Annotated in this window: 14 protein-coding genes and 2 pseudogenes; 10 read left to right on the forward strand and 6 right to left on the reverse strand. The window is 51.5% G+C overall.

Annotated elements, in window-relative coordinates; translation table 11 throughout:
• The first annotated feature begins 207 nt into the window (after nucleotides 1-207).
• From JR346_RS04735 to JR346_RS04750, 4 genes are all read left to right on the forward strand, one after another.
• Nucleotides 208-705 (forward strand): hypothetical protein, encoded by a 498-nt coding sequence (locus JR346_RS04735; RefSeq protein ID WP_205483645.1) that lies wholly within the window; start codon nucleotides 208-210, stop codon nucleotides 703-705.
• A gap of 160 nt (nucleotides 706-865) precedes the next feature.
• Nucleotides 866-1060, forward strand: a complete 195-nt coding sequence (locus JR346_RS10490; protein WP_205483647.1) for a ParA family protein — start codon at nucleotides 866-868, stop codon at nucleotides 1058-1060.
• A 104-nt stretch (nucleotides 1061-1164) separates the two neighbouring features.
• Entirely contained in the window at nucleotides 1165-1452 is a 288-nt protein-coding gene (locus JR346_RS04745; RefSeq protein WP_205483649.1) for a hypothetical protein, read from the forward strand.
• 26 nt (nucleotides 1453-1478) lie between these two features.
• Nucleotides 1479-1673: a plasmid partition protein ParG gene (locus JR346_RS04750; RefSeq protein WP_204875650.1), complete on the forward strand. Its 195-nt coding sequence runs from the start codon at nucleotides 1479-1481 to the stop codon at nucleotides 1671-1673.
• Between the two features lie 256 nt (nucleotides 1674-1929).
• Here JR346_RS04750 and JR346_RS04755 read toward each other — a convergent pair whose 3' ends face one another.
• From JR346_RS04755 to JR346_RS04770, 3 genes and pseudogenes are all read right to left on the reverse strand, one after another.
• Entirely contained in the window at nucleotides 1930-2430 is a 501-nt protein-coding gene (locus JR346_RS04755) for a hypothetical protein (protein WP_205483652.1), read from the reverse strand.
• Nucleotides 2431-2640: 210 nt separating this feature from the next.
• A complete protein-coding gene (locus tag JR346_RS04760; protein ID WP_205483654.1) occupies nucleotides 2641-3843 on the reverse strand; it encodes an MFS transporter in 1203 nt (400 codons plus the stop codon).
• Nucleotides 3844-3897: 54 nt separating this feature from the next.
• Nucleotides 3898-4430: pseudogene (locus tag JR346_RS04770) on the reverse strand (7-cyano-7-deazaguanine synthase).
• Between the two features lie 625 nt (nucleotides 4431-5055).
• Between JR346_RS04770 and JR346_RS04775 the strand changes: the two are divergent.
• Nucleotides 5056-5240: pseudogene (locus tag JR346_RS04775) on the forward strand (transposase); the annotation flags it as partial.
• 355 nt (nucleotides 5241-5595) lie between these two features.
• On the forward strand, nucleotides 5596-5859 hold the full coding sequence (locus JR346_RS04780; RefSeq protein ID WP_204875661.1) for a hypothetical protein: 264 nt from the start codon (nucleotides 5596-5598) through the stop codon (nucleotides 5857-5859).
• 2372 nt (nucleotides 5860-8231) lie between these two features.
• Here JR346_RS04780 and cobA read toward each other — a convergent pair.
• Nucleotides 8232-9299, reverse strand: coding sequence for a uroporphyrinogen-III C-methyltransferase (gene cobA / locus JR346_RS04785; protein ID WP_205483662.1), 1068 nt, complete (start codon nucleotides 9297-9299; stop codon nucleotides 8232-8234).
• Between the two features lie 152 nt (nucleotides 9300-9451).
• Nucleotides 9452-12106: a nitrite reductase large subunit NirB gene (gene nirB / locus JR346_RS04790; RefSeq protein WP_205483664.1), complete on the reverse strand. Its 2655-nt coding sequence runs from the start codon at nucleotides 12104-12106 to the stop codon at nucleotides 9452-9454.
• Between the two features lie 158 nt (nucleotides 12107-12264).
• On the opposite strand from nirB, the gene nirD reads away from it, so the two are divergent.
• Nucleotides 12265-12600 (forward strand): nitrite reductase small subunit NirD, encoded by a 336-nt coding sequence (gene nirD / locus JR346_RS04795; protein WP_204875667.1) that lies wholly within the window; start codon nucleotides 12265-12267, stop codon nucleotides 12598-12600.
• A gap of 199 nt (nucleotides 12601-12799) precedes the next feature.
• On the opposite strand, the gene JR346_RS04800 is transcribed toward nirD, so the two are convergent.
• On the reverse strand, nucleotides 12800-13483 hold the full coding sequence (locus tag JR346_RS04800) for a GNAT family N-acetyltransferase (protein WP_255521009.1): 684 nt from the start codon (nucleotides 13481-13483) through the stop codon (nucleotides 12800-12802).
• Between the two features lie 136 nt (nucleotides 13484-13619).
• On the opposite strand from JR346_RS04800, the gene JR346_RS04805 reads away from it, so the two are divergent.
• The 3 genes from JR346_RS04805 (at nucleotide 13620) to JR346_RS04815 (ending at nucleotide 19340) form a co-directional block, all read left to right on the forward strand.
• Complete coding sequence (locus tag JR346_RS04805; protein ID WP_204875669.1) at nucleotides 13620-14066, forward strand: bifunctional precorrin-2 dehydrogenase/sirohydrochlorin ferrochelatase; 447 nt, start codon at nucleotides 13620-13622, stop codon at nucleotides 14064-14066.
• 550 nt (nucleotides 14067-14616) lie between these two features.
• Nucleotides 14617-17910 (forward strand): isoleucine--tRNA ligase, encoded by a 3294-nt coding sequence (gene ileS / locus JR346_RS04810; RefSeq protein ID WP_205483666.1) that lies wholly within the window; start codon nucleotides 14617-14619, stop codon nucleotides 17908-17910.
• A gap of 2 nt (nucleotides 17911-17912) precedes the next feature.
• Nucleotides 17913-19340, forward strand: a complete 1428-nt coding sequence (locus JR346_RS04815; RefSeq protein WP_370592599.1) for a folylpolyglutamate synthase/dihydrofolate synthase family protein — start codon at nucleotides 17913-17915, stop codon at nucleotides 19338-19340.
• Nucleotides 19341-19374: the final 34 nt, after the last annotated feature.

Genomic DNA, 19374 nt, shown 5'->3' on the forward strand with positions numbered 1-19374 from the left:
CAGCGCTATATCCACGAACTCATCAAAAACCGGTTACTGTCTGTGGCGCGGGCAGGGAAGTCCGCGGCGTTCTCTGAGACTGAAGCTAATGAGGCTCCTATCTACACCCTTCTGGTGTCAGGGGGTAAAAATGTCCACCTCTTAAGAACTTTTAAGAAATCTGTTAAATCCTTAAAGGACAACACCAAAAATTTTCCTCTAACAGCGGTGGTTGAGTCTACTGCTGACCGTTGGGCAGCTACCGAGCGTCTCAAGAAAGAGGTTTTGGATCTACGGAAGGTACCTACTGTACTTCTTATGAAGCACCTAGGTAAGATTTTTGCCGCTGGATGGTGTGTACAAGATGTCATTCGAGCTTTAGAACAGGATCCTGAGGGGATTGTTTACCAAACACGGGGTGCCGGTGGTATGCGCTCAATCTTGGCTTGGCTGCATATTAGGGTCAATGCCTGGAAGCACGATGATGGTACTTTGCCTCCTTCTCCTACTCATATTCGGCGCAAGCAGGCTGAGGCTGAGCGTGAGCGTCTGATTGCGCAGCAGAAGCAGATTCTTGAGGAGATGAATAGGCCGAAGGTTGTGCCTGTACGGGGTCTGAGCCAGGTGCGGTTGATGCGTGAGTATTTGAAGGTGAAGAGGTTTAAGGGGGCTGTGGAGGCTGCACGGTTGTACCCTGAGCAAGCTCAACTAGTAGAGGGTAGTTAGGCTACCTGGGTTTGATGCTCTAAGGAGCAGTGGCATGCTGCTCATCGTGTGCAAAGTAGTTCCTATAATGCCTTGGACAAGCGCAAATGCAAAAATATATAAACATAAATCTGTATAGCTGTACTTACAGTAAACTGCAAAAACAGCTATACTGATATACATGACCTACTACATTGGCATACTTAACAGCAAAGGCGGCGTGGGGAAAACAACCACAGCCATACACCTAGCTCAAGCCCTAGCCCCTCAACACTCAGTAGAGCTTTGGGACGCTGATCCTCAAGGATCAGCAACCGACTGGGCCTATACCACCGAAGAAAACGGGGCCCGCTACCGTTTAGTGTCACCTCAGTAAACCACCGCGAAATCACCCGCAAAACAAGCACCGCCGACTTCGTTCTCATCGACACCCCACCGGGAAACAGCCAAGTCCTTGACGCGGCAGCTAACCGCAGCACTATGCTCATCATCCCCACCAAACCAGCAAGTCTTGATATGGCACGAGTTTGGACCACCCTTGATTCCATCCCGCCCACCTTGCCAGCTATCGTACTGCTGACCCACGCCAACCCCAGAACAATTAGCTACCACCAGGCCCTAGAAGCCTTGAATGAGGCTAAGATCGCTGTTTTCGATACCCCTATCAAGACCCTAGAGGCTATTAAGAACAACGCTAATACCTACCCTAAAGACCTGGCAGGTTATGAGCAGGTCGCTGCTGAACTACTGAACCTAGTTGGAGAGTAAAACATATGAGTGAGAAGAAGAATTTAATGACCCGTGCGGCTGTGCCTGCATCGGTGGCTAAGGCTGATTTTAAGAAGTCTTTTGCGGCAGGGGATTCTGGGCCGAAGAAGCAGTTGACTGTTAAGTTGGATGAGGTTCGGCATCGGAAGTTGAAGGTGTATGCGAGTGAGCGTGGGATGACGATTACTGAGGTGGTGAGCGGGTTTATCGATAGCCTGTAGTTCTGTATGTATAGAAAGCTGTTTATCTGCTTATACAGATAAACGGACGTAACCTGAAAAATTTCGATTTGACAAGATTATGAGGCTTATTCATTAGGAGTTCCGCAGGCTCACGTTTGCTGCCGACCCTCTCGCCTGGTGTACGTCGCTCATTAGGAGATTCGCGCTATTGCCAAGCCAGTAGTTTTACTGTGAGTCTACTGCACCTACCCTTATGAATAAGCCCCTCATATATTTTTGCCTTTAATTCCCACCTTTATCTTCTACCCTCTGCTTTTCCGTTGCGCATCTCCTCTATAATCAATTTGTAGTCATCCATCCATGATAGGTCACTATTTTCGTTGATTCCTAATTGAAGAGTAAAATTATCTTTAGTACTAATCTCAAGGCATTTTTTATTTTGTCCAGCATCGAGAAAAAGAGTGTTCCCTCTTCCCTTTTTTCCTCGATTGCCCCACTCCCTGCCGAGCGGAGTAGCATCCTTTATGCTAACAGAGACAACAGAGTCATTTGGTATTCGTACTTTGGGGAAAGGGAAAAGACGAGAATCAATGTATTTGTCATAAACTTTGACATACACACCCGCTTTCCAGTATAGATAAAAGGAAGTAATAGATAGAAAGATAAATAAATTTATCAACAAAGATGGTTCATTGCCTTGCGCCAAATGTATAGTGTAGAATGCTGCGGGAATAAGTATAATTAGCACTCCTGAAATGCGATAAAGAAGTTGAACGGATGAAAGCTTGTATACCATAGTGTATCAACACCTAGTTTCTTTATTTATAAATTTGAAAACGAAGTAATCAGCAATTACCATCGTGAGGGAAAATGTCCATAATCCCATAATAATACCTAATGTTTGTCCATTAGGTTCAGCATACATATTGTAAGGATTAAAAGGCCACCTTGTTTTTTACAAAATGTTAATCGAAAAGATTCGAAAATATAAAGAAGAGAAACTGCGTCATGCAATCGCACCAGTGGACCTCCTGTAGCCGTATGCTGCAATTGGGATTATTAAGAATGATAACACAGATATTAGTACTAAAGAATTTATAACGCCTATCCAAAATGACAAAAACCCATAGAATAAGGTCGTGGTTGGAATGGTCAGAGATCCAAGAAAAGAGCGGGCTACGGTTACACTTTGCATTTTTTCAGGTTTGATGATTTTTGATCGCAAGGTGTAACCTGAAATAGATATTGCGACAAATATTGCGCCTAGTAAAATCTCGTGAATAACAACAAAAAAAAGATGGCCGCTATTTAAAATATTTGGTAATAGGGTCACTAATAATGTGGGCGGCAACAATAAGCATGATATAAAAATAGAAATATTGTATATTTTATTAATTCTATTTTCAACTAAGTAGGTAAAGGCTAGGGTGGATAGAGCACCCAGTGAAATCAATAACCCTATTAGTTCTGCGGGTAGATTATAAATATCTGCAATTAAGATATAGTATCCAGTTCCATATGCTGCCGTTATTGAAGAGAAAGCTAGCGTGGTAAAAGTTAAAAACAGCAAAGGGGTGTTTTTCTTGATTTCTTGGAGTCCGTTTTTAAGAGAGGCTTTGCTGTGGATTTCTGTTTCTATTTTCTCGGTTATAACTGATTTCTGGTACAGGAAAGGGAATGTTCCAAATAAAAATATAATTACTCCAGAAAGTCCTAGCCCAAAGGGTCCTGAAGTCTTTTCAACGATGTATCCGGCCAGCAACGGGACAAATATTTCACAAATAGTGGAAACTCTATACAATAAAGAGTAATGCTTACCGATTCCTTCAGAAGGAATGACCTTTTGGATATATGACTCTCGTGAGAAATTAACAAAAGCTCTACCTGCAACTGCAAAAATTAATAGTAAAATATAGCTATAGAAACTGAGAAAACCGAAAATATATAATATAAAAATTAGTATGTAAGAAGCGCCGGTTAATGCGTATCCTTGAAATAAAGTAGATTCTACGTTTTTTGAGTGCGATAATTTGGTAAAAACCAGTGCAGTTAAGAACATTATGATTTCAGGTATTATTCTCAATATCGAGAATTCTACCGTGGTAACTTCAATAGAATGAATTACTGTAAACAAGGAAGCTACGGTAAATAGCTCTTTACCTGAAGACTCGCCAAACCATGATAATATTGATTTATTTTTATGATTCATTTTTTAAAAAGGGTGGGGCATGATATTAATCTGCCCCACCTGGTATATTAGTATTTACGCAGGAATCTTAATTAATTTTTTGGCTTCGATTCGATCTTTGCAGGGCTCACAAACACAACATTCGCTAGTTGAGCTTACAGCACAGCTCCATGTGGCATCGATGTCCATACCAAGGTTGACACCACGCTGCATAACTTCCGCTTTAGTCATCTCTAGGTAAGGAGCAACAACTTCAAATTTTTTCCACCTTGTTCCATCGTGATTGCTTCAGAAAGCAAATTGAAATATTCAGTATTGTTATCAGGGTATGCATCCCCTTTGTGGACAGCATAATAAAGCTTTTCCGCTCCCTGGCAGATGGCGGCAGAAGCCGCTAGCGCTATAGCGATTCCAGAACCAAATGGCTTCACGGTATTAAAGATTACTTTTCGCATAACTACAGGAGCCGGGTCTCCATACAGTGCTTGTAGAGCGGGCAAAATATTCACAAAATGGTTCTCAACCCCAAGTTTTGCAGCGGTTTCCTGTGCGTAGTGTCGTTCCGCTTCAGCTTCAAATTCACCTGCATTAAAGGTAAAGGTGATCACCTCATGCCCCTAGTCTAGCAAATCGTATAGAAGGCTAGTCGAATCGGGGCCTCCGGAGAATAGCAATGCTACCTTGCTCATGTGTATCTCTTTTCTGTGATAGTTACAAAAATCTTATGTGATTTTCATCTATTTTATGGGCTGTGTCTCAGAAGTTCAAGGGCTCGTCCTGGTTTTTAAGGAGGAAGGAAGATAAAAGCTACGGCCCCGTATCTGGCCCTCTCGAAATACCAACACCCCACCCAACTCGCTGAAGACGCCTCCGCTCCTGAAACCTCTGCTCAGCCTCCACCTCCACACGCTGCTTCCGCTCCGAGGGCATCTCCAACACGCGCGTTGGCTGTTCACCACGATTAACTACCACAGAATCCGTCACAGCAACCCAACCAGCCACCCCAAACCAGGTGAAACTAGAAGCGTAAGTAACCGGTCTGCCCCACACACGGCTTCAATGCCCCCAGCCAACACAACAATGGTCAGGGTGCGTCGCCACCGAGGCGGGAACCGGCTCACAAACCATCGCTAATAGAAGCACGATCCAAAGCCAAAGGAAGACGGACTGCGAGATTCGTGAACCACCGGTTACTACCGCACCATAACCCGCAAAACACAAAGGTGCGAAGTAATGACCGAAATTTACCTCGGACTAGACGTCGGCAAAACCACCCACCACGCTACAGCCCTGACCACCACAGGAAAGAAAAACTGGGACAAACCCCTACCCAATCGGAACCCAAAATCCGAGAATTCCTTGAAAAACTATCAGCCCAAGGAACCGTTCTACTGGTAGTGGACCAACCTAAAACAATCCACTAGCCGAGGTGGAATCCAACCTGATCTCTGAACGCACCCGGGCAGGACTTGCTGCAATGAAAGCTAAGAATGCAGGTAATGGCGCGGGTCCCGGTCGGCCTTTGAAGTTATCGGTTGCTCAACGGGGGCAGTTGGTGCGGATGCGTTCGGAGGTGAATCCCCAGACTGGCAGAGTGTGGAGTCTGCGGGAGCTCGCAGCTTTCTTTGGGGTGGGAGTATCGACAGTGGTGAGGTGCCTGGAAAAAGAAGATGTCTGGGGGCTATGACTTTGAGCTCTGTGTCTGCTCTCTTCGCTCAATAACCTACAGCGGAACCGCTGCTGTCTGTTTTAGTGTCTACGTGCTGGGCAAAAATGCTGGCCAACTCATCTGCTAACCCCCAAACATCGCTAGGAGCACCAGGCGCCCTCATCTCTGATTACATGCACTTCGCCCGCTGGTACTACAACCACAAACCCCATCGCGAATGGGACGAGCACGACTACACCCGACACAAGCGATTCATCAAGTTCCAAAGCCACGCCAAAGCCCAAGCAGAACGCAAACGCCAAGAGCACCTCAAGAAGCTACCCCCAGCTATCAAAGGACTCATGACCCTAGAGCACGAAGAAGACTAAGCAACCAAACAACACCACCACCCAAAAGCAAAGAACAAGCACAACCAAGCAAGCCACATACAGACCACAAGCCACTAAGAAAGAACCAGAGCACTACCCAAGAACACCCACCACCACTAAACTAGAAAACAAGAGAAAAACAACAGACAGACACGGGAGCAAAGAAGATAGAGCTTATTACCGCCTGCAGTAAGTGAAGCGAGAGATGAACCAAGGCGGCTTCTTCCAAAAGTTGGTGAGGTCTAACGTTCCCCTACGGCAAGCAGAACGTGCCTTAGCGCAGATAGAGGCCCAAGCTCCAAGTAAAGCTGAGGTTCAAGAAGCTAGTAACTACGTGCAAAAAGTAGAAGATCAAGTAGCGGTAGCTCAAGAACGAACCCATCAGGCTAGAAGTACCTTAGGGGATGCTCCTGTATTAGCTGGTGTTTCTCCTGCAGTGCTTGATGAGCGCGGCATCATTCATGAACCCAACTATGAGCAAATCACAGCCCAAGCTACTGCTCAGCAACAGGAAGCGGTGCAGACCTTGAGGAAGCTTCAAGTTCCTGGGAAGGTAGCTGCAGTATGGTCTTATCATGCTCGGATGCATAAGATCATAGAGACTGCTAGTAGAAGCCGAGAGCGTATGGGCAGAGAAGAGCAAAGAGCTACCCGGGAGCCAAGTAGAGAAGGTCCCTCTTTAGGACGATAGCGGGCGGGGTCGATCATACTAGTCGTGTATTTTGTCTTTCCACCTGGTAGGCAAGGCAACTTATAGCCTTAGCGCTCTTGTAGGCTGTCAAGGGTGCCGGTGGCGTCGCTGAGGCGATTCGCGTACCGCTCACCCTTGGACAACTTATAAGCGCTAAGGCTAGGGCGCTGCCTGTTCCCGGTGAAAGGTAAAGAATGAACAATAGGTAGCGGTAACAGGGTGGGGCAGAGCCTAGAGCAGTAGAAGGAAATCATAAATGTACTGGGCAATTACTGTTCCTAGAGGTTTCCCACACTATTTAGGGAAGAAACCTATGACTTCTGATTGCCTTGTTTCTTCTCCATCCAACCTAGCCCCTGTGAAAGACCTACTAAGCCTAAAAGTCCGAAAGCAACCACTACACACCACGTCACTACCGAACCAAGAATGCTCCAGCCGCCAAGACTTCCTAGATAGACAGCAAAGACACCCAGAAAATAAGCAACTATCAAGAACACCACTGCAATAACTATTGAGCTTGGGTCCTTCTTCTTTTCTCCTTCGCGCCTTATTTTCTCTGCATCTCGGATAACGATTTCTTCAAAAAATTGCGTGTGCTTTGCTCATAGCGGGAACCTCTTTGAACATCTCTATATTTTTCTCTGCAATCTCCTGTAAGGCCTTCACTTTTTTGTTGTGGAGTAGGACAGCTCCAAAGAGTGGTATGGGAGTAGCAAGAAGTGAGTAACACCACTGGGGATTTCGACTAAAAGATTCTTGAGTTGTTCGATCATTCTTAGTCATCTTCTGTAGGTTCTTTGTTCAAAGGGTTCTTCTAACCCTATTGTGCCGAACCTGTGCAGCACCCTGGATACTGGAATATTTGTTCAGGTGTATGAAAAGAGGGTATTCCTCCCCTGTCCTGTAACAAGCTAAAGTTCTGTGTGCATCTCACTGCGATGGTTACTCGTACAGTGATTTTTATACCTCAGATGGAAGCTGTTATGGGCAAACTGGCTGTATCAAAAACGTCTCTACGGTAGTTTTGCACCAGGTCGCAACAATATCTCTCCAAAATATCCCGCCGTGATGCCCGTCAGTAAAGGGTAAGAAGAAAACAGATGCAGTACAGTAGGTAGCAACAGAATTTTTAAATAACGAAAGTCCCTCCGCCAAGAGGGGCTTTCCGTAAGAACATTGATGACCATCTTCCGCCAAGTTGCTGGTCATCGGTGAGAAAACAACCATGTTGCATATACACAAGAGGTTTCTCTAATGCCTAGTGTACCAGTGCAAAGTAGGAATAGCGCAAGAGCCCGGGCTAACGCCACACTTTTTGATCTCATCACAGTCCCGTCCCATCGGGTACCCATTTCTCCTGATAACGCTCTACCCTGGCGCAGATATACGGCTCAAAAGTACCTAGCTAATCTTTCTGCGACCAAAGCAAAAACAGCTCAAAAAATTATTGACTACATCAGCTACCGCTACCGCTTAGGCGAATATACAGCCCAGTTCACTTATGCAGAGATCGCATCGCATCTAAGGATCTGCACTAAAACTGTGCTGCCTGCTAGCCGCGCCGCGCGTCCTGACCCTGAGCAGGGACGAGTCACCTTTAAATGCATGATTTACCCCTGGGCTAGAGGTGAATCATGCATCTAAAGGTGAATGACGCGCACACCCGGCGGGTAGCGCAGAATTATGCCTTAGCGTCCCGCCCCTCACTCAGCGCCAGCTGCAGTAGGGCGTCGCGGCGGGCGGATTCGTCCGTGCCACTGGCGTAACCGGCGTCCACAACGCGCCCGATGACAGTAATCGCAGGCGGACGCAGATCTGCCAAATCCTCGGCAGCCCGCTCCAGCGTGGAGTAACGTACCCGCTCACCCTCGCGGTAGACGTTCTCAAAAGTACCTACCGGGGTACGAGCTTCAACGCCGCGTTCTAGCAAACCGGCAACGGTGTGGGGGAGCGTGCGAACACCCATCAACAACGAAATGGTACCGCCCGACGTCACAAAGCCAGCCAACAAATCCAACTCAGCATCGGTGAGTTCGGCGTGCCCCGAGACCACCGTAAACATGTGCGAGACCTTGCGCAGGGTCATAGGCACCCCAGCAGATGCTGGCACAGCAATCGATGAGGTTACACCCGAGATCACCTCAACCGGCACCCCTGCGCGCTCGCATGCGTACAGTTCTTCGGTACCACGTCCGAAGACGTAAGGGTCACCGCCCTTAACACGTGCCACGTTCTTACCTGCTAGCGCGTAATTAACCATCATCTGATCAATCTGACGCTGCGGCACCTTATGTTCACCGGGCACCTTGCCCACATCAATGATTTCAGCTCCCGGTGCCCACAGCTCAATGTCAGTCACCGGTGCCAGGTGGTCAATGAGCACCACATCTGAGGACGCCAGCGCCCGGTGGGCTGCGACCGTCATGTACCCGGCGAGACCGGGACCCGCACCTATCAAAAAGACGGTGCCAACGGTGCCAATGGGATCTTCAGTATCAACGGTAATCAGCGTACCGGGCAGGGTCTTTGCTAGGGCTGTGCGCCAGGAGGGGAACGCGTCCTGATCATTCTCAGCTACGCAGATAACGGCGAGTACGGGGCGCAGGGCAGCGGCGGGCACCAGCGCCTGGGGCGTGGGGCACTGAATAATAGAAGCCGCATCTTTATACTTGTGGGCTACGCGGGCGGTTCGCTCAGCATCGCCGGCAAGCAGCACCACAGCTCCTGAGGTTTCAAGATGAAGGTACACGAAAATCTCTCTATCTTCCCTTTGACGGGAATACACATAGGTCTCACAGCAAAAGCGCACGCCCACCCCACCCTCTTAGTTAAAGAGGTGATGAGGTGGGGCATACACTTTATCTAGAACGGGACAGATACATCACAGTATGCGCGTGCCGCTTAGACGGGTGCGCCTACCGGAATTTTTGCGCCGGTAATCAGTACCGGTGCGTTTTCTTCTTCAGCCTCAGCGGCAGCCAGTTCTTCGGCGGTTGCCGGGCGAATCTGATCGCGCTCTAACACATAGAGACGTGAGGCATCGTCAGCGACCTCGGGCTGGTTCACAAAGGAACGGAAGCGGCGCATACGCTCGGGGTCGTTGAGGGTCGCAACCCACTCGTCCTCGTAGTGGTCGATATGGTATTGCATGTCAGCGTCCAAATCAGCGCAGATACCCAGCGAGTCATCAATAATCACAGCACGCAGGTGTTCCATAGCGTCGCCGAACTTTTCATCCAGATCCTCGGCCCAGCGAGCGGTACGCTGCAACTTATCGGCGGTGCGAATGTAGTACATGAGGTAACGGTCGATGTACTTGTAAGCGGTTTCCTGATCCAGGTCTTTGGCAAAGAGACGACCGTGGGCAGGGTTAGCGCCACCGTTACCGGCAAGATAAAGGTTCCAACCGTTGGTGGTTGCAATCAAACCGACGTCCTTGCCCTGAGCCTCAGCACACTCACGGTTACAACCCGAAACACCCATCTTGAACTTGTGCGGGGAGCGCAAGCCCTTGTAACGGTTCTCAGTATCAATAGCCATCTGCACAGAATCCTGAACACCGAAACGGCACCAGGCGCTACCAATGCAGGACTTCACGTTACGCAGGGACTTACCATATGCCTGACCCGACTCGAAACCAGCATCTACCAGACGCTTCCAAATCTCAGGCAGCTGCTCCAGGCGAGCGCCGTACATACCGATGCGCTGGGCACCGTTAATCTTGGTGTACAGACCGAAATCACCGGCAACCTGAGCAATAACAGCCAGCTTAGCGGGGGTAATTTCACCACCGGGTATACGCGGAATCACACCGTAGGTGCCGTCCTTCTGCATGTTCGCCAGGTTGCGGTCATTGGTGTCCTGCAAGGTGCCGCGTCCGCCATCCAGCGCGTAGGACTTACGGGTTGAGGCAAGAATGGACGCGACGGTGGGCTTACAGATCGCGCAGCCGTCCTCACCCTGACCAAAGCGCTCAAGGACGGAATAGAAATCATCCAGATCGCCCACAATACGCACAGCCTCAAACAGCTCAGCGCGGGAGAAACCGAAGTGCTCACACAGAGCATTAGAAACGGTCAGACCCATCTTCTTCATCTGCTGATTGATGGTCTTCTGAATCATCGGAACACATGAACCACACTGGGTACCAGCAGAGGTCGAGGACTTAATGGAACCTACATCCTGGTGACCGTCAATAATTGCCTGACGCACAGTGCCAAAATCGATGTTGTTACAAGAACACAAGATAGCGTCATCGGGCAACTCAGTATCGGGCACACCGTCGCCGCCACCGGCAGCAGTCAAGAAAGCTGCCGGCTCAGCGGGCAACTCGCGTCCCAGCAGGGGCTTGAGCGAATCAAAGGGATCAGTATCGCCCACAAAAACGCCACCGAGCAAAGTCTTAGCGTCAGAGCTGGTCACAATCTTCTGGTACATACCGCGAGCCGGGTCAGCAAACAGAACCTCAAGCGCACCGGGAGTGGTCGCACGGCGGTCACCGAACCCAGCAACCTGCACGCCATCAAACTTCAGCTTGGTCGCAACATCAAACTCAGAAACAGTCTCATTACCGCCCATCAGGTTCTTTGCAACAACCTCAGCCATCTGGTTAGCCGGCGCCACCAGACCCCAGGTGCGACCCAGGATGCAGGCGACTTCACCGATTGCCCAAATGTGCTCGTCCTCTTCAGAACGACAATCGGGGGTGACCAGCAGACCGCCGCGCTCGCCGACGCTCATCTCTGCTTCGCGTACTAGCTCATCGTTGGGGCGAATACCCGCTGCGAACATGACGATGTCAGCGTCGATTACGCGAACATCTGCTTCATCGCCCATACCGTTTGCTACTGACACCGAGGTGACCTCGCCACCGGTGCGGTTGATGGTAGAAATGAACGCGCCGGTCTCAACACCAATGCCGGTTGCCTCAATCTGGGCGTTAACAGCGTGACCACCGCCCTGATCCATCTCTAGAGAAAGCAGCCAGGGGGCGACGTCCAAAATGGTGGGTTCAGCGCCCAGGTGTTTGAGCCCCTCTGCCGCTTCAAGACCGAGCAGACCGCCACCTACAACGATGCCCTTGGGGGCGCGTCCCAACTTTTCAGTCAGGCGAGCAACCTCAGACACTACGGTGCGTACATCGTCAATAGTGCGGAAAACGTGAGCTGCCTCAGAACCGGGAATGGGGATTTTCACTGCGCGTGAACCGGTAGCCATAATCAGTTCGTCGTATTCAAAAATTTCACCGGTAGTGGTGGTGACGGTGCGTGCCTCACGGTCGAGGGTGGACGCGCGGGTGTTGAGCTTTAGCTCAATGCCGGGTGTGTTCCACAGCTCGGTGTCGCCTAAGGTGAGGTTTTTATCAACGTCATTAAAAATCTGTTCAAGTGCTACGCGGTCGTAGGGCACGTAGGGTTCATCCATGAGAACTGTGACGGTATCTTGTCCCAGGCCCTGCTCGTTGATGGTACGTACAAAACGCCAAGCAGCGGGGCCGCCGCCCACTACGAGAATCTTTCGACCGGAGTGAGGTTCTTTCACCTGAGTATTAACCATGTGTGTTTAGCCCTTGCGTGTAAGTGCCCGATAAAAAATGTGGGATTCTGTGGGCACATCATTTATTTAGTATCAATAAGGCGATAATACCAAGTCTGCCTGTAGGTATCAGTCATACTGGTGGGTGAAAGCATCTCACACGTGAAGGAAAAATAACCATGTCCCACAAGGTAACCCACCGCATTTGCTCGCTGAATGATCTTGAAGAGAACTGGGGTGAAGTGGCTTTGATCGGTGATCACCAGTACGCAATTTTTCGCACTCACGATGACCGTGTTTACGTCACTGACCACCAAGACCCCAACAGCGGTTCTTTGGTGATTGCCCGCGGAATTGTAGGGGAGAAGGACGGTAAACGCACCGTTACCTCACCGCTGTACAAAGAGATTTATGATCTTGAAACCGGTGAGTGCCTCTCGGGTGCTGATTATGTTTTGCCGGTGTATGAGGTTGAAAACAAGGACGGCGAAATCTTCGTATTGCTTGATGCGTAAAGCTCTTTGATGCAAAGCCTCGGCGGGTGGTCTTCACCTGTCGGGGCTTTTGTCTGCGTCAAAACGGTTCTAAATTTACTTGAGGTGTGTCTGACCCAGTGCTTAACAATCTGTCATAGGGTTACGGGCACCCAATTCATGCGATGAAGTGTGGTGATGCGTGGGAATCTGTGGTTTTGAGGGGGATCGTGATGGGGTCTTAGAAGGTCAGCGTCATGTCATACCAGCGAGCGCCGCCGTGCGCGGAATCTGATACCCCGTCAAGCTTGAACCCGAAGTTCTTGTAGTAGTCGATGAGTTCTTTCTTGCAGGTCAGAATGACGCCGGTGCGCTTTTCTGCGCGTGCCTGTTCAATCAGGCGTGAAAGCAGAATAGCGGCATAGCCATGCGAGCGCATCGCCGGTATAACGTTGAGACCCAAAATAGTTTGGTAGGCACCGTGGCGGGTGTGGGCGGCGGGGTTGGTAAACAGCTCATCAAAAATTATGGGGGAGTTGGTGACCATGCCGTCAATGAAACCGATGATTTCCCCGTCTGCTTCGAGTACCCAAAAGTGGTTTCCGAAGACGTTGAAGCGCGAGGTGAGGATCTCTAGAGAGGCTGCTTCGGCGGCGGGGAAACATTCCGCTTCAATTTCAGCTAGGCGGTCAATGTCGGTGTCAGCTGCCTGACGCAGTTCCAATGTTGGCTCGTGTTCCTCCGCCGGTGCTGGGAGGTCTGCGTCCGGGATGCGGTTTTCTTGTGTACGCGCTTCATCGAGAGCTGTCAGCGATTGACCGCCCACACCCCAGTTATCGCGGGGTATTTCGTTGAGCATGACCCACACTGAAGATTCCTTGGTGCCGGTTATACGGGCATAAGTGATGGTGAGTTCAGTAATCAGGCGGTTTTGGTGGCTTGGTCTAGGCTAGAGGCGTAATTGACGTTGATTAGTGGCATGAGTTGGCTCCCAGAGTGCGAGTGTTGTTGTGCTTCATGGTAGCAGTGCGAAAGGTAAGGGTGTATTAGTGTTACCCGTCATGCTGAATCTGAGTGGACGCCCAGTGCTGGTGGTTGGCGGCGGTATGGTGGCTACCCGGCGCGTGGGGGTCTTGTTGGCTCAGGACGCGCGGGTAACAGTAATTGCCCCGCAGGTTAGTGAGGAGCTGGCTCAACACGCTGACAGCGGGCAGATCGTGTGGGAGCAAAGAGGTTTTGAACCAGGCGATGTTGCGGGCAACGTTCTAGTGCTTGCCCTGACTGATAACCCAGCGGTGCAAGAGGCGGTGCGCAGAGCCTGCGAGATAGCTTCGACCCTGTGCCTGGTGGGTGGTCACCCTCGTTCCTCGACCCTGTGGTTTATGGCTCACCGGCTGTTAGATGGGCTCACGGTTGCCGTGAGCGCAGGCGGTAACCCGCGCCGCGCTCAAGAAACAGTCGAGAACTTAGCCCGGCATATCAAAGCATCGAAAAGTTCAACACGCTAAAAAATTTATCTGTAATTTAGGTGAATCTCATCATCGCCTACCCGGCGGTTTCACCCCTATATGGGGTGGGGAATAGGGCGCGGGCACAAGATATAGTACTCACACCCCTGTAATTACCTCGGTGAGTTCAAGACCAGTGCAAATACAGGGTACAAAGCGTTAGACACGCCCCTCTTTGCCCCCTAAAATAGAAAGCAGTTGCAAAGACCCGGCTATCACCGGCGAGCAATTCGGAAGAAAAGGCCGTACCTGCTTCTCGCCCACGAATCGTTGCGACGAGGGTGAGTCTTAGCGGAATAGATACAGTCTGAGTAGAACCGAACGGGTAAGCCCGAAACAGCAGTCATGAAGCGACTGATAATGCTTTGTGCGCGCACCCCTCAAGGAAACTCTCACGTGCCTTGAGGGGGTTTGCGCACCTAAGAGCGAATTATCAGTAAGCAAGGTGGTACCGCGCCGTGCGGTCAACCCAACCTACCTGGTTGGTCCGTTGACACCACGCGTCCTTGCACTCCCTTTGATGAAATAGTTACGAGACTAAGGGCGTAAAGTGACCATTCAGCCTATCTATCCCAAGGCAAGCGCTACCGGCGCGGGCGACGTTGTTGCGTCGCCGAAGTTCCCGCAGCTTGAAGAAGCTGTTCTTGAGTACTGGAAGAAGGATTCAACCTTCCAGGCTTCTATTGACAACCGCGATGCCGAAAAAGACGGCGAGTTCGTGTTCTACGACGGCCCTCCCTTTGCTAATGGTTTGCCCCACTACGGTCACCTGCTGACCGGCTACGTTAAAGATTTGGTGGCACGCTACCAGACCCAGCGCGGCAGTCGCGTTGAGCGTCGCTTCGGTTGGGACACCCACGGTCTGCCCGCTGAGCTTGAGGCAATGAAGCAGCTGGGTATGACCGATAAGCAGCAGATTCTTGAGATGGGCATTGATAGTTTCAACGCTGCGGCTCGCGAATCGGTGCTCAAGTACACCAATGAGTGGGAAAAGTACGTGACCCGCCAGGCACGCTGGGTCGATTTTGAGAACGACTACAAAACTCTGAACGTCGAGTACATGGAATCAGTGATTTGGGCGTTCAAGCAGCTGCACGAGAAGGGGCTGACCTACCAGGGGTTCCGTGTGCTGCCTTACTGCTGGAAAGATGAAACCCCGCTGTCAAACCACGAACTGCGTATGGATGATGACGTCTACAAAGACCGTCAGGATCCCTCAGTCACTGTAGCTTTCACCATCACCGCTGATACTTCTTTTGCCAAGAACCCCGAGGTAGTTCAGGCTCTTGAGGGTGCAGAGGCGCTGGCATGGACGACCACCCCCTGGACTTTGCCGACCAATCAGGCACTGGCTGTTGGACCTGAGGTCGAGTACGTTCTGGTAGCTGCTGAGGGCGATTTTGCCGGACGTAAGTTCTTGATTGCCCGTGATTTGCTCGGTAGCTACGCCAAGGATCTCGGTTTTGAGGACGCAGCCGCTGCGGCTGAAGCCATCACCGCAACCTTCACCGGTGCCCAGCTGGAGGGCGTGCGCTACGCGCCCTTGTGGGACTACTTCACCGACACCGAGAAGTTCTGCACCGAGAAGGCATGGCAGATTCTGGTGGCAGACTACGTGACCACCACCGACGGTACTGGTCTGGTTCACCAGGCACCTGCCTACGGTGAAGACGACCAAAAGGTCTGTGAAGGCTACGGCATCCCGGTTATTCTCTCCATCGACGAGGGCGCTAAGTTCCTTGACCTGTTCAAGGACGAATCCCTGGCAGCAGGTGTTCCGCTGGCAGAGATTGCTGGTGCCCAGATTTTCGACGCTAACCGCACTATTATCAACGTGCTCAAGAACGACTCAGCGCTGATCCGCGAGAAGTCCTACGTTCACTCCTACCCCCACTGCTGGCGTTGTCGCACCCCCCTGGTCTACAGGGCGGTTACCTCCTGGTATGTCAAGGTTACCGACTTCAAAGACCGCATGGGTGAGCTGAACGAAGATATCAACTGGATTCCCGAAAACGTTAAGCACGGTCAGTTTGGTAAGTGGGTTGCTAACGCCCGCGACTGGTCGATTTCCCGTAACCGTTTCTGGGGCTCGCCTATTCCGGTGTGGGTCTCCGACGATCCCAACTACCCGCGCATCGATGTCTACGGTTCCTTGGCTGAGCTTGAGGCTGATTTTGGGCGTCTGCCGCTCAATGACGCGGGGGAGCCCGATCTGCACCGTCCCTTCATTGATGAACTGACCCGCCCTAACCCCGATGACCCCACCGGTAAATCCACCATGCGCCGTGTGGAGGATGTGCTGGATGTCTGGTTTGATTCGGGTTCCATGCCGTTTGCCCAGGTTCACTACCCCTTTGAAAACAAGGACTGGTTCGAAACTCACAATCCGGCTGACTTCATCGTGGAGTACATCGGTCAGACTCGCGGATGGTTCTACACCCTGCACATTCTCTCGACCGCCCTCTTTGACCGCCCCGCTTTCAAAAATGTGATTTCTCACGGTATTGTGCTGGGTTCAGATGGTCAGAAGATGTCGAAGTCCCTGCGTAACTACCCTGATGTTTCTGAGGTTCTGGATCGCGATGGTTCGGATGCGATGCGCTGGTTCCTCATGTCATCACCCATTCTGCGCGGCGGCAACTTGATTGTGACCGAGCAGGGCATCCGTGAGGGCGTCCGCCAGGTGATGCTGCCCCTGTGGAACGTCTACCACTTCTTCGCTCTCTACACCAATAGTGCCAACAACGGTGCCGGTTACGAGGCTCAGCTGCGTTTCACTTCAGAGAACGTGATGGATCGCTTTATCTTGGGCAAGACCCGCGAGCTGGTCGCAGATGTTACTGCCGCTATGGATGACTACGACGTGTGGAACGCTTGTGAAGCCCTGCGTACCTACGCCGACACCCTGACCAACTGGTACGTGCGTCGTTCACGCGAGCGTTTCTTTGATGAAGACATCGTAGCGTTCGATGTTCTGTACACCGCACTGACTACCGTCGCCCAGGTAGCAGCGCCCCTGCTGCCGCTGATGAGCGAAGAAATCTACCGAGGTCTTACCGGTGAGCGCTCCGTTCACTTAGTTGACTGGCCTTCCACCGAACAGTTCACCGACGAATCTGAACTCATTGAACTGATGGAAACCACCCGTTCCATCGCCTCGGCGGGTTCTGCTTTGCGTAAGTCAGTGAAAATTCGCGTGCGTCAGCCCCTGAATACCCTGACCGTAGCGGTTGCCGGTGGTAAGAAGCTGGCAGGAATCTTTGAAGGCATTATTGCCTCCGAGCTGAATATCAAGCAGGTTGAATTGTTGGACGCTGCCGACGTGAGCCCCGCCGACTTCGGTATTTCCCAGCAGCTCAAGGTCAATGCCCGCGCTGCTGGTCCGCGTCTGGGCAAGCAGGTGCAGGTTGCCATCAAGGCATCGAAGTCAGGTGACTGGAAGGTCGCTGAGGACGGTGCCGTCGTTGTCGGTATCAACTCCGGTGATAACTTCGCCCTGGTTGAGGGCGAGTACGAACTCGAAACCGTTGTCGCTGAGAGTGAAGGCACTGCCGAACGCGCAGTTTCAGTGCTGCCCGGTGGCGGCTTCTTGGTGCTCGATACCGCTCTGACCGATGAGCTGGTGGCTGAGGGGACCGCCCGCGATATGATTCGCGCTATCCAGCAGGCTCGTAAAGACGCAGATTTCAACGTTTCTGACCGCATTGTTGTCACCGTCAAGGCACCTGCTGCTGAGCTTGATGCCCTCCGCGCCCACGAAGAACTCGTGGCCGGGGAAACCCTGGCGAATGCGCTGGACTACGTTGAAGCATCCGAAACCGCTATCGAGGTAAAGAAGGCATAACTTTGTCAGAATCAAACACCGGTGTGTTTGAGTCTCAGGCTCCCGGCACCGGTCTCAGCGCCGGGAGCTCAGCCGATTCTGGTGTAGAAGCCGTCTACGCTGATCTGCTGGCTCGCGCACCCGAAAACAAAATGGCACCGCGATTAGATGCCATGCAACGCGCCGTTGAAATTTTGGGTTCGCCCGAAAAGGCTGCCCCGGCTATTCACATCACCGGCACCAACGGTAAAACCTCGACCGCTCGCATGATTGAGCGTCTGCTGATGGCGCACGATATTCGTGTGGGGCGCTACACTTCACCGCATATTTCTAAAGTAACCGAGCGCATCAGCATTAACGGTGAGCCGGTTGCTGACGATACGTTCGTGCGTATCTGGGACGAAATTTCCCCCTACCTGGCTATTGTTGATGCTGAATTAGAGTCTGAAGGCGCACCGCGCATCACCTATTTTGAAGCACTCACCCTCTTGGCGTTCGCCATCTTCGCGGACGAGCCGGTGGACGTCATGGTGCTTGAAGTAGGCATTGGCGGGTTCTGGGACGCTACCAACGTGGCAGATGCTCAGGTCTCGGTCATCGCCCCCATCAGCTATGACCACACCGATATGCTCGGGGAAACTCTTGCTGAGATTGCTACCGAAAAATCGGGCATCATCAAACCCGGTGGGTTCCTCATCTCAGCTGCCCAGAAGCCCGAAACCGCAGAGGTTTTGCTGGAACGCGCGCAGGAGGTGGGCGCGTCCTACCGTTTTGAGGGAGTCGAATTCGCCCCCACCGACCGTAAACCCGGCGTGGGCGGTCAGATGATTTCTCTGCGCGGTTTGGCAGGCGAGTATGAAAATATTGCCCTGCCCCTCTTTGGTGACTACCAGGCAGATAACGCCGCACTTGCTCTGGCTGCGGTGGAAGCGTTTTTGGGCGGGGGAGAAAAGCCCCTGAACATTGATGTGGTGCGTGACGGATTTGAAGCGGTGACCTCACCCGGTCGCCTTGAAACCATCGCCACCAAACCCACCGTGGTAGTTGACGCCGCGCATAACCCCCACGGTATTCGCGCCTCGGCTACCGCCTTCAAGGAGTCCTTCAACTTCTCTAACGTCTACCTCGTAGTGGGTGTGTTAGGGGAGAAGGACGCGCTGGGCATCTTTGAGGCACTGCGTGAAGAATACCGCGACTCCACCGACTTTGCGGTCAAAATCTTTGTGACTGCTTCAGCGTCAGCGCGCGCTATTGAAGCGACGCGCCTGGGCGAAATCGCGTTGGATGCGGGTTTTGACGGGAACGATATCACTGTTTTTGAGAAGCTACCCGATGCCGTGGGTGAAGCCATGGAATCAGCCGGCGCTGAAGATAACAGTTCAGCGGTGTTGGTAACCGGTTCCATCACGGTAGTGGGCGACACCATTGTGTTGCTAGGGGAGGGTGCCTAATGGCAAGACTTACCAAAAAACAGCGTGAATGGTA

It is taken from the genome of Rothia sp. ZJ932, from assembly GCF_016924835.1.
In the GTDB taxonomy this organism is placed as follows: domain Bacteria; phylum Actinomycetota; class Actinomycetes; order Actinomycetales; family Micrococcaceae; genus Rothia.

Excerpts from the sequence above, each read along its gene's own strand:
- JR346_RS10490 (WP_205483647.1), top strand. The coding sequence starts at position 866 with ATGACCTACTACATTGGCATACTTAACAGCAAAGGCGGCGTGGGGAAA.
- JR346_RS04780 (WP_204875661.1), top strand. The coding sequence starts at position 5,596 with ATGCTGGCCAACTCATCTGCTAACCCCCAAACATCGCTAGGAGCACCA.
- nirD (WP_204875667.1), top strand. The coding sequence starts at position 12,265 with ATGTCCCACAAGGTAACCCACCGCATTTGCTCGCTGAATGATCTTGAA.
- nirB (WP_205483664.1), bottom strand. The coding sequence starts at position 12,106 with ATGGTTAATACTCAGGTGAAAGAACCTCACTCCGGTCGAAAGATTCTC.
- JR346_RS04805 (WP_204875669.1), top strand. The coding sequence starts at position 13,620 with ATGCTGAATCTGAGTGGACGCCCAGTGCTGGTGGTTGGCGGCGGTATG.
- JR346_RS04755 (WP_205483652.1), bottom strand. The coding sequence starts at position 2,430 with ATGGTATACAAGCTTTCATCCGTTCAACTTCTTTATCGCATTTCAGGA.
- JR346_RS04750 (WP_204875650.1), top strand. The coding sequence starts at position 1,479 with ATGACCCGTGCGGCTGTGCCTGCATCGGTGGCTAAGGCTGATTTTAAG.
- JR346_RS04745 (WP_205483649.1), top strand. The coding sequence starts at position 1,165 with ATGCTCATCATCCCCACCAAACCAGCAAGTCTTGATATGGCACGAGTT.
- JR346_RS04760 (WP_205483654.1), bottom strand. The coding sequence starts at position 3,843 with ATGAATCATAAAAATAAATCAATATTATCATGGTTTGGCGAGTCTTCA.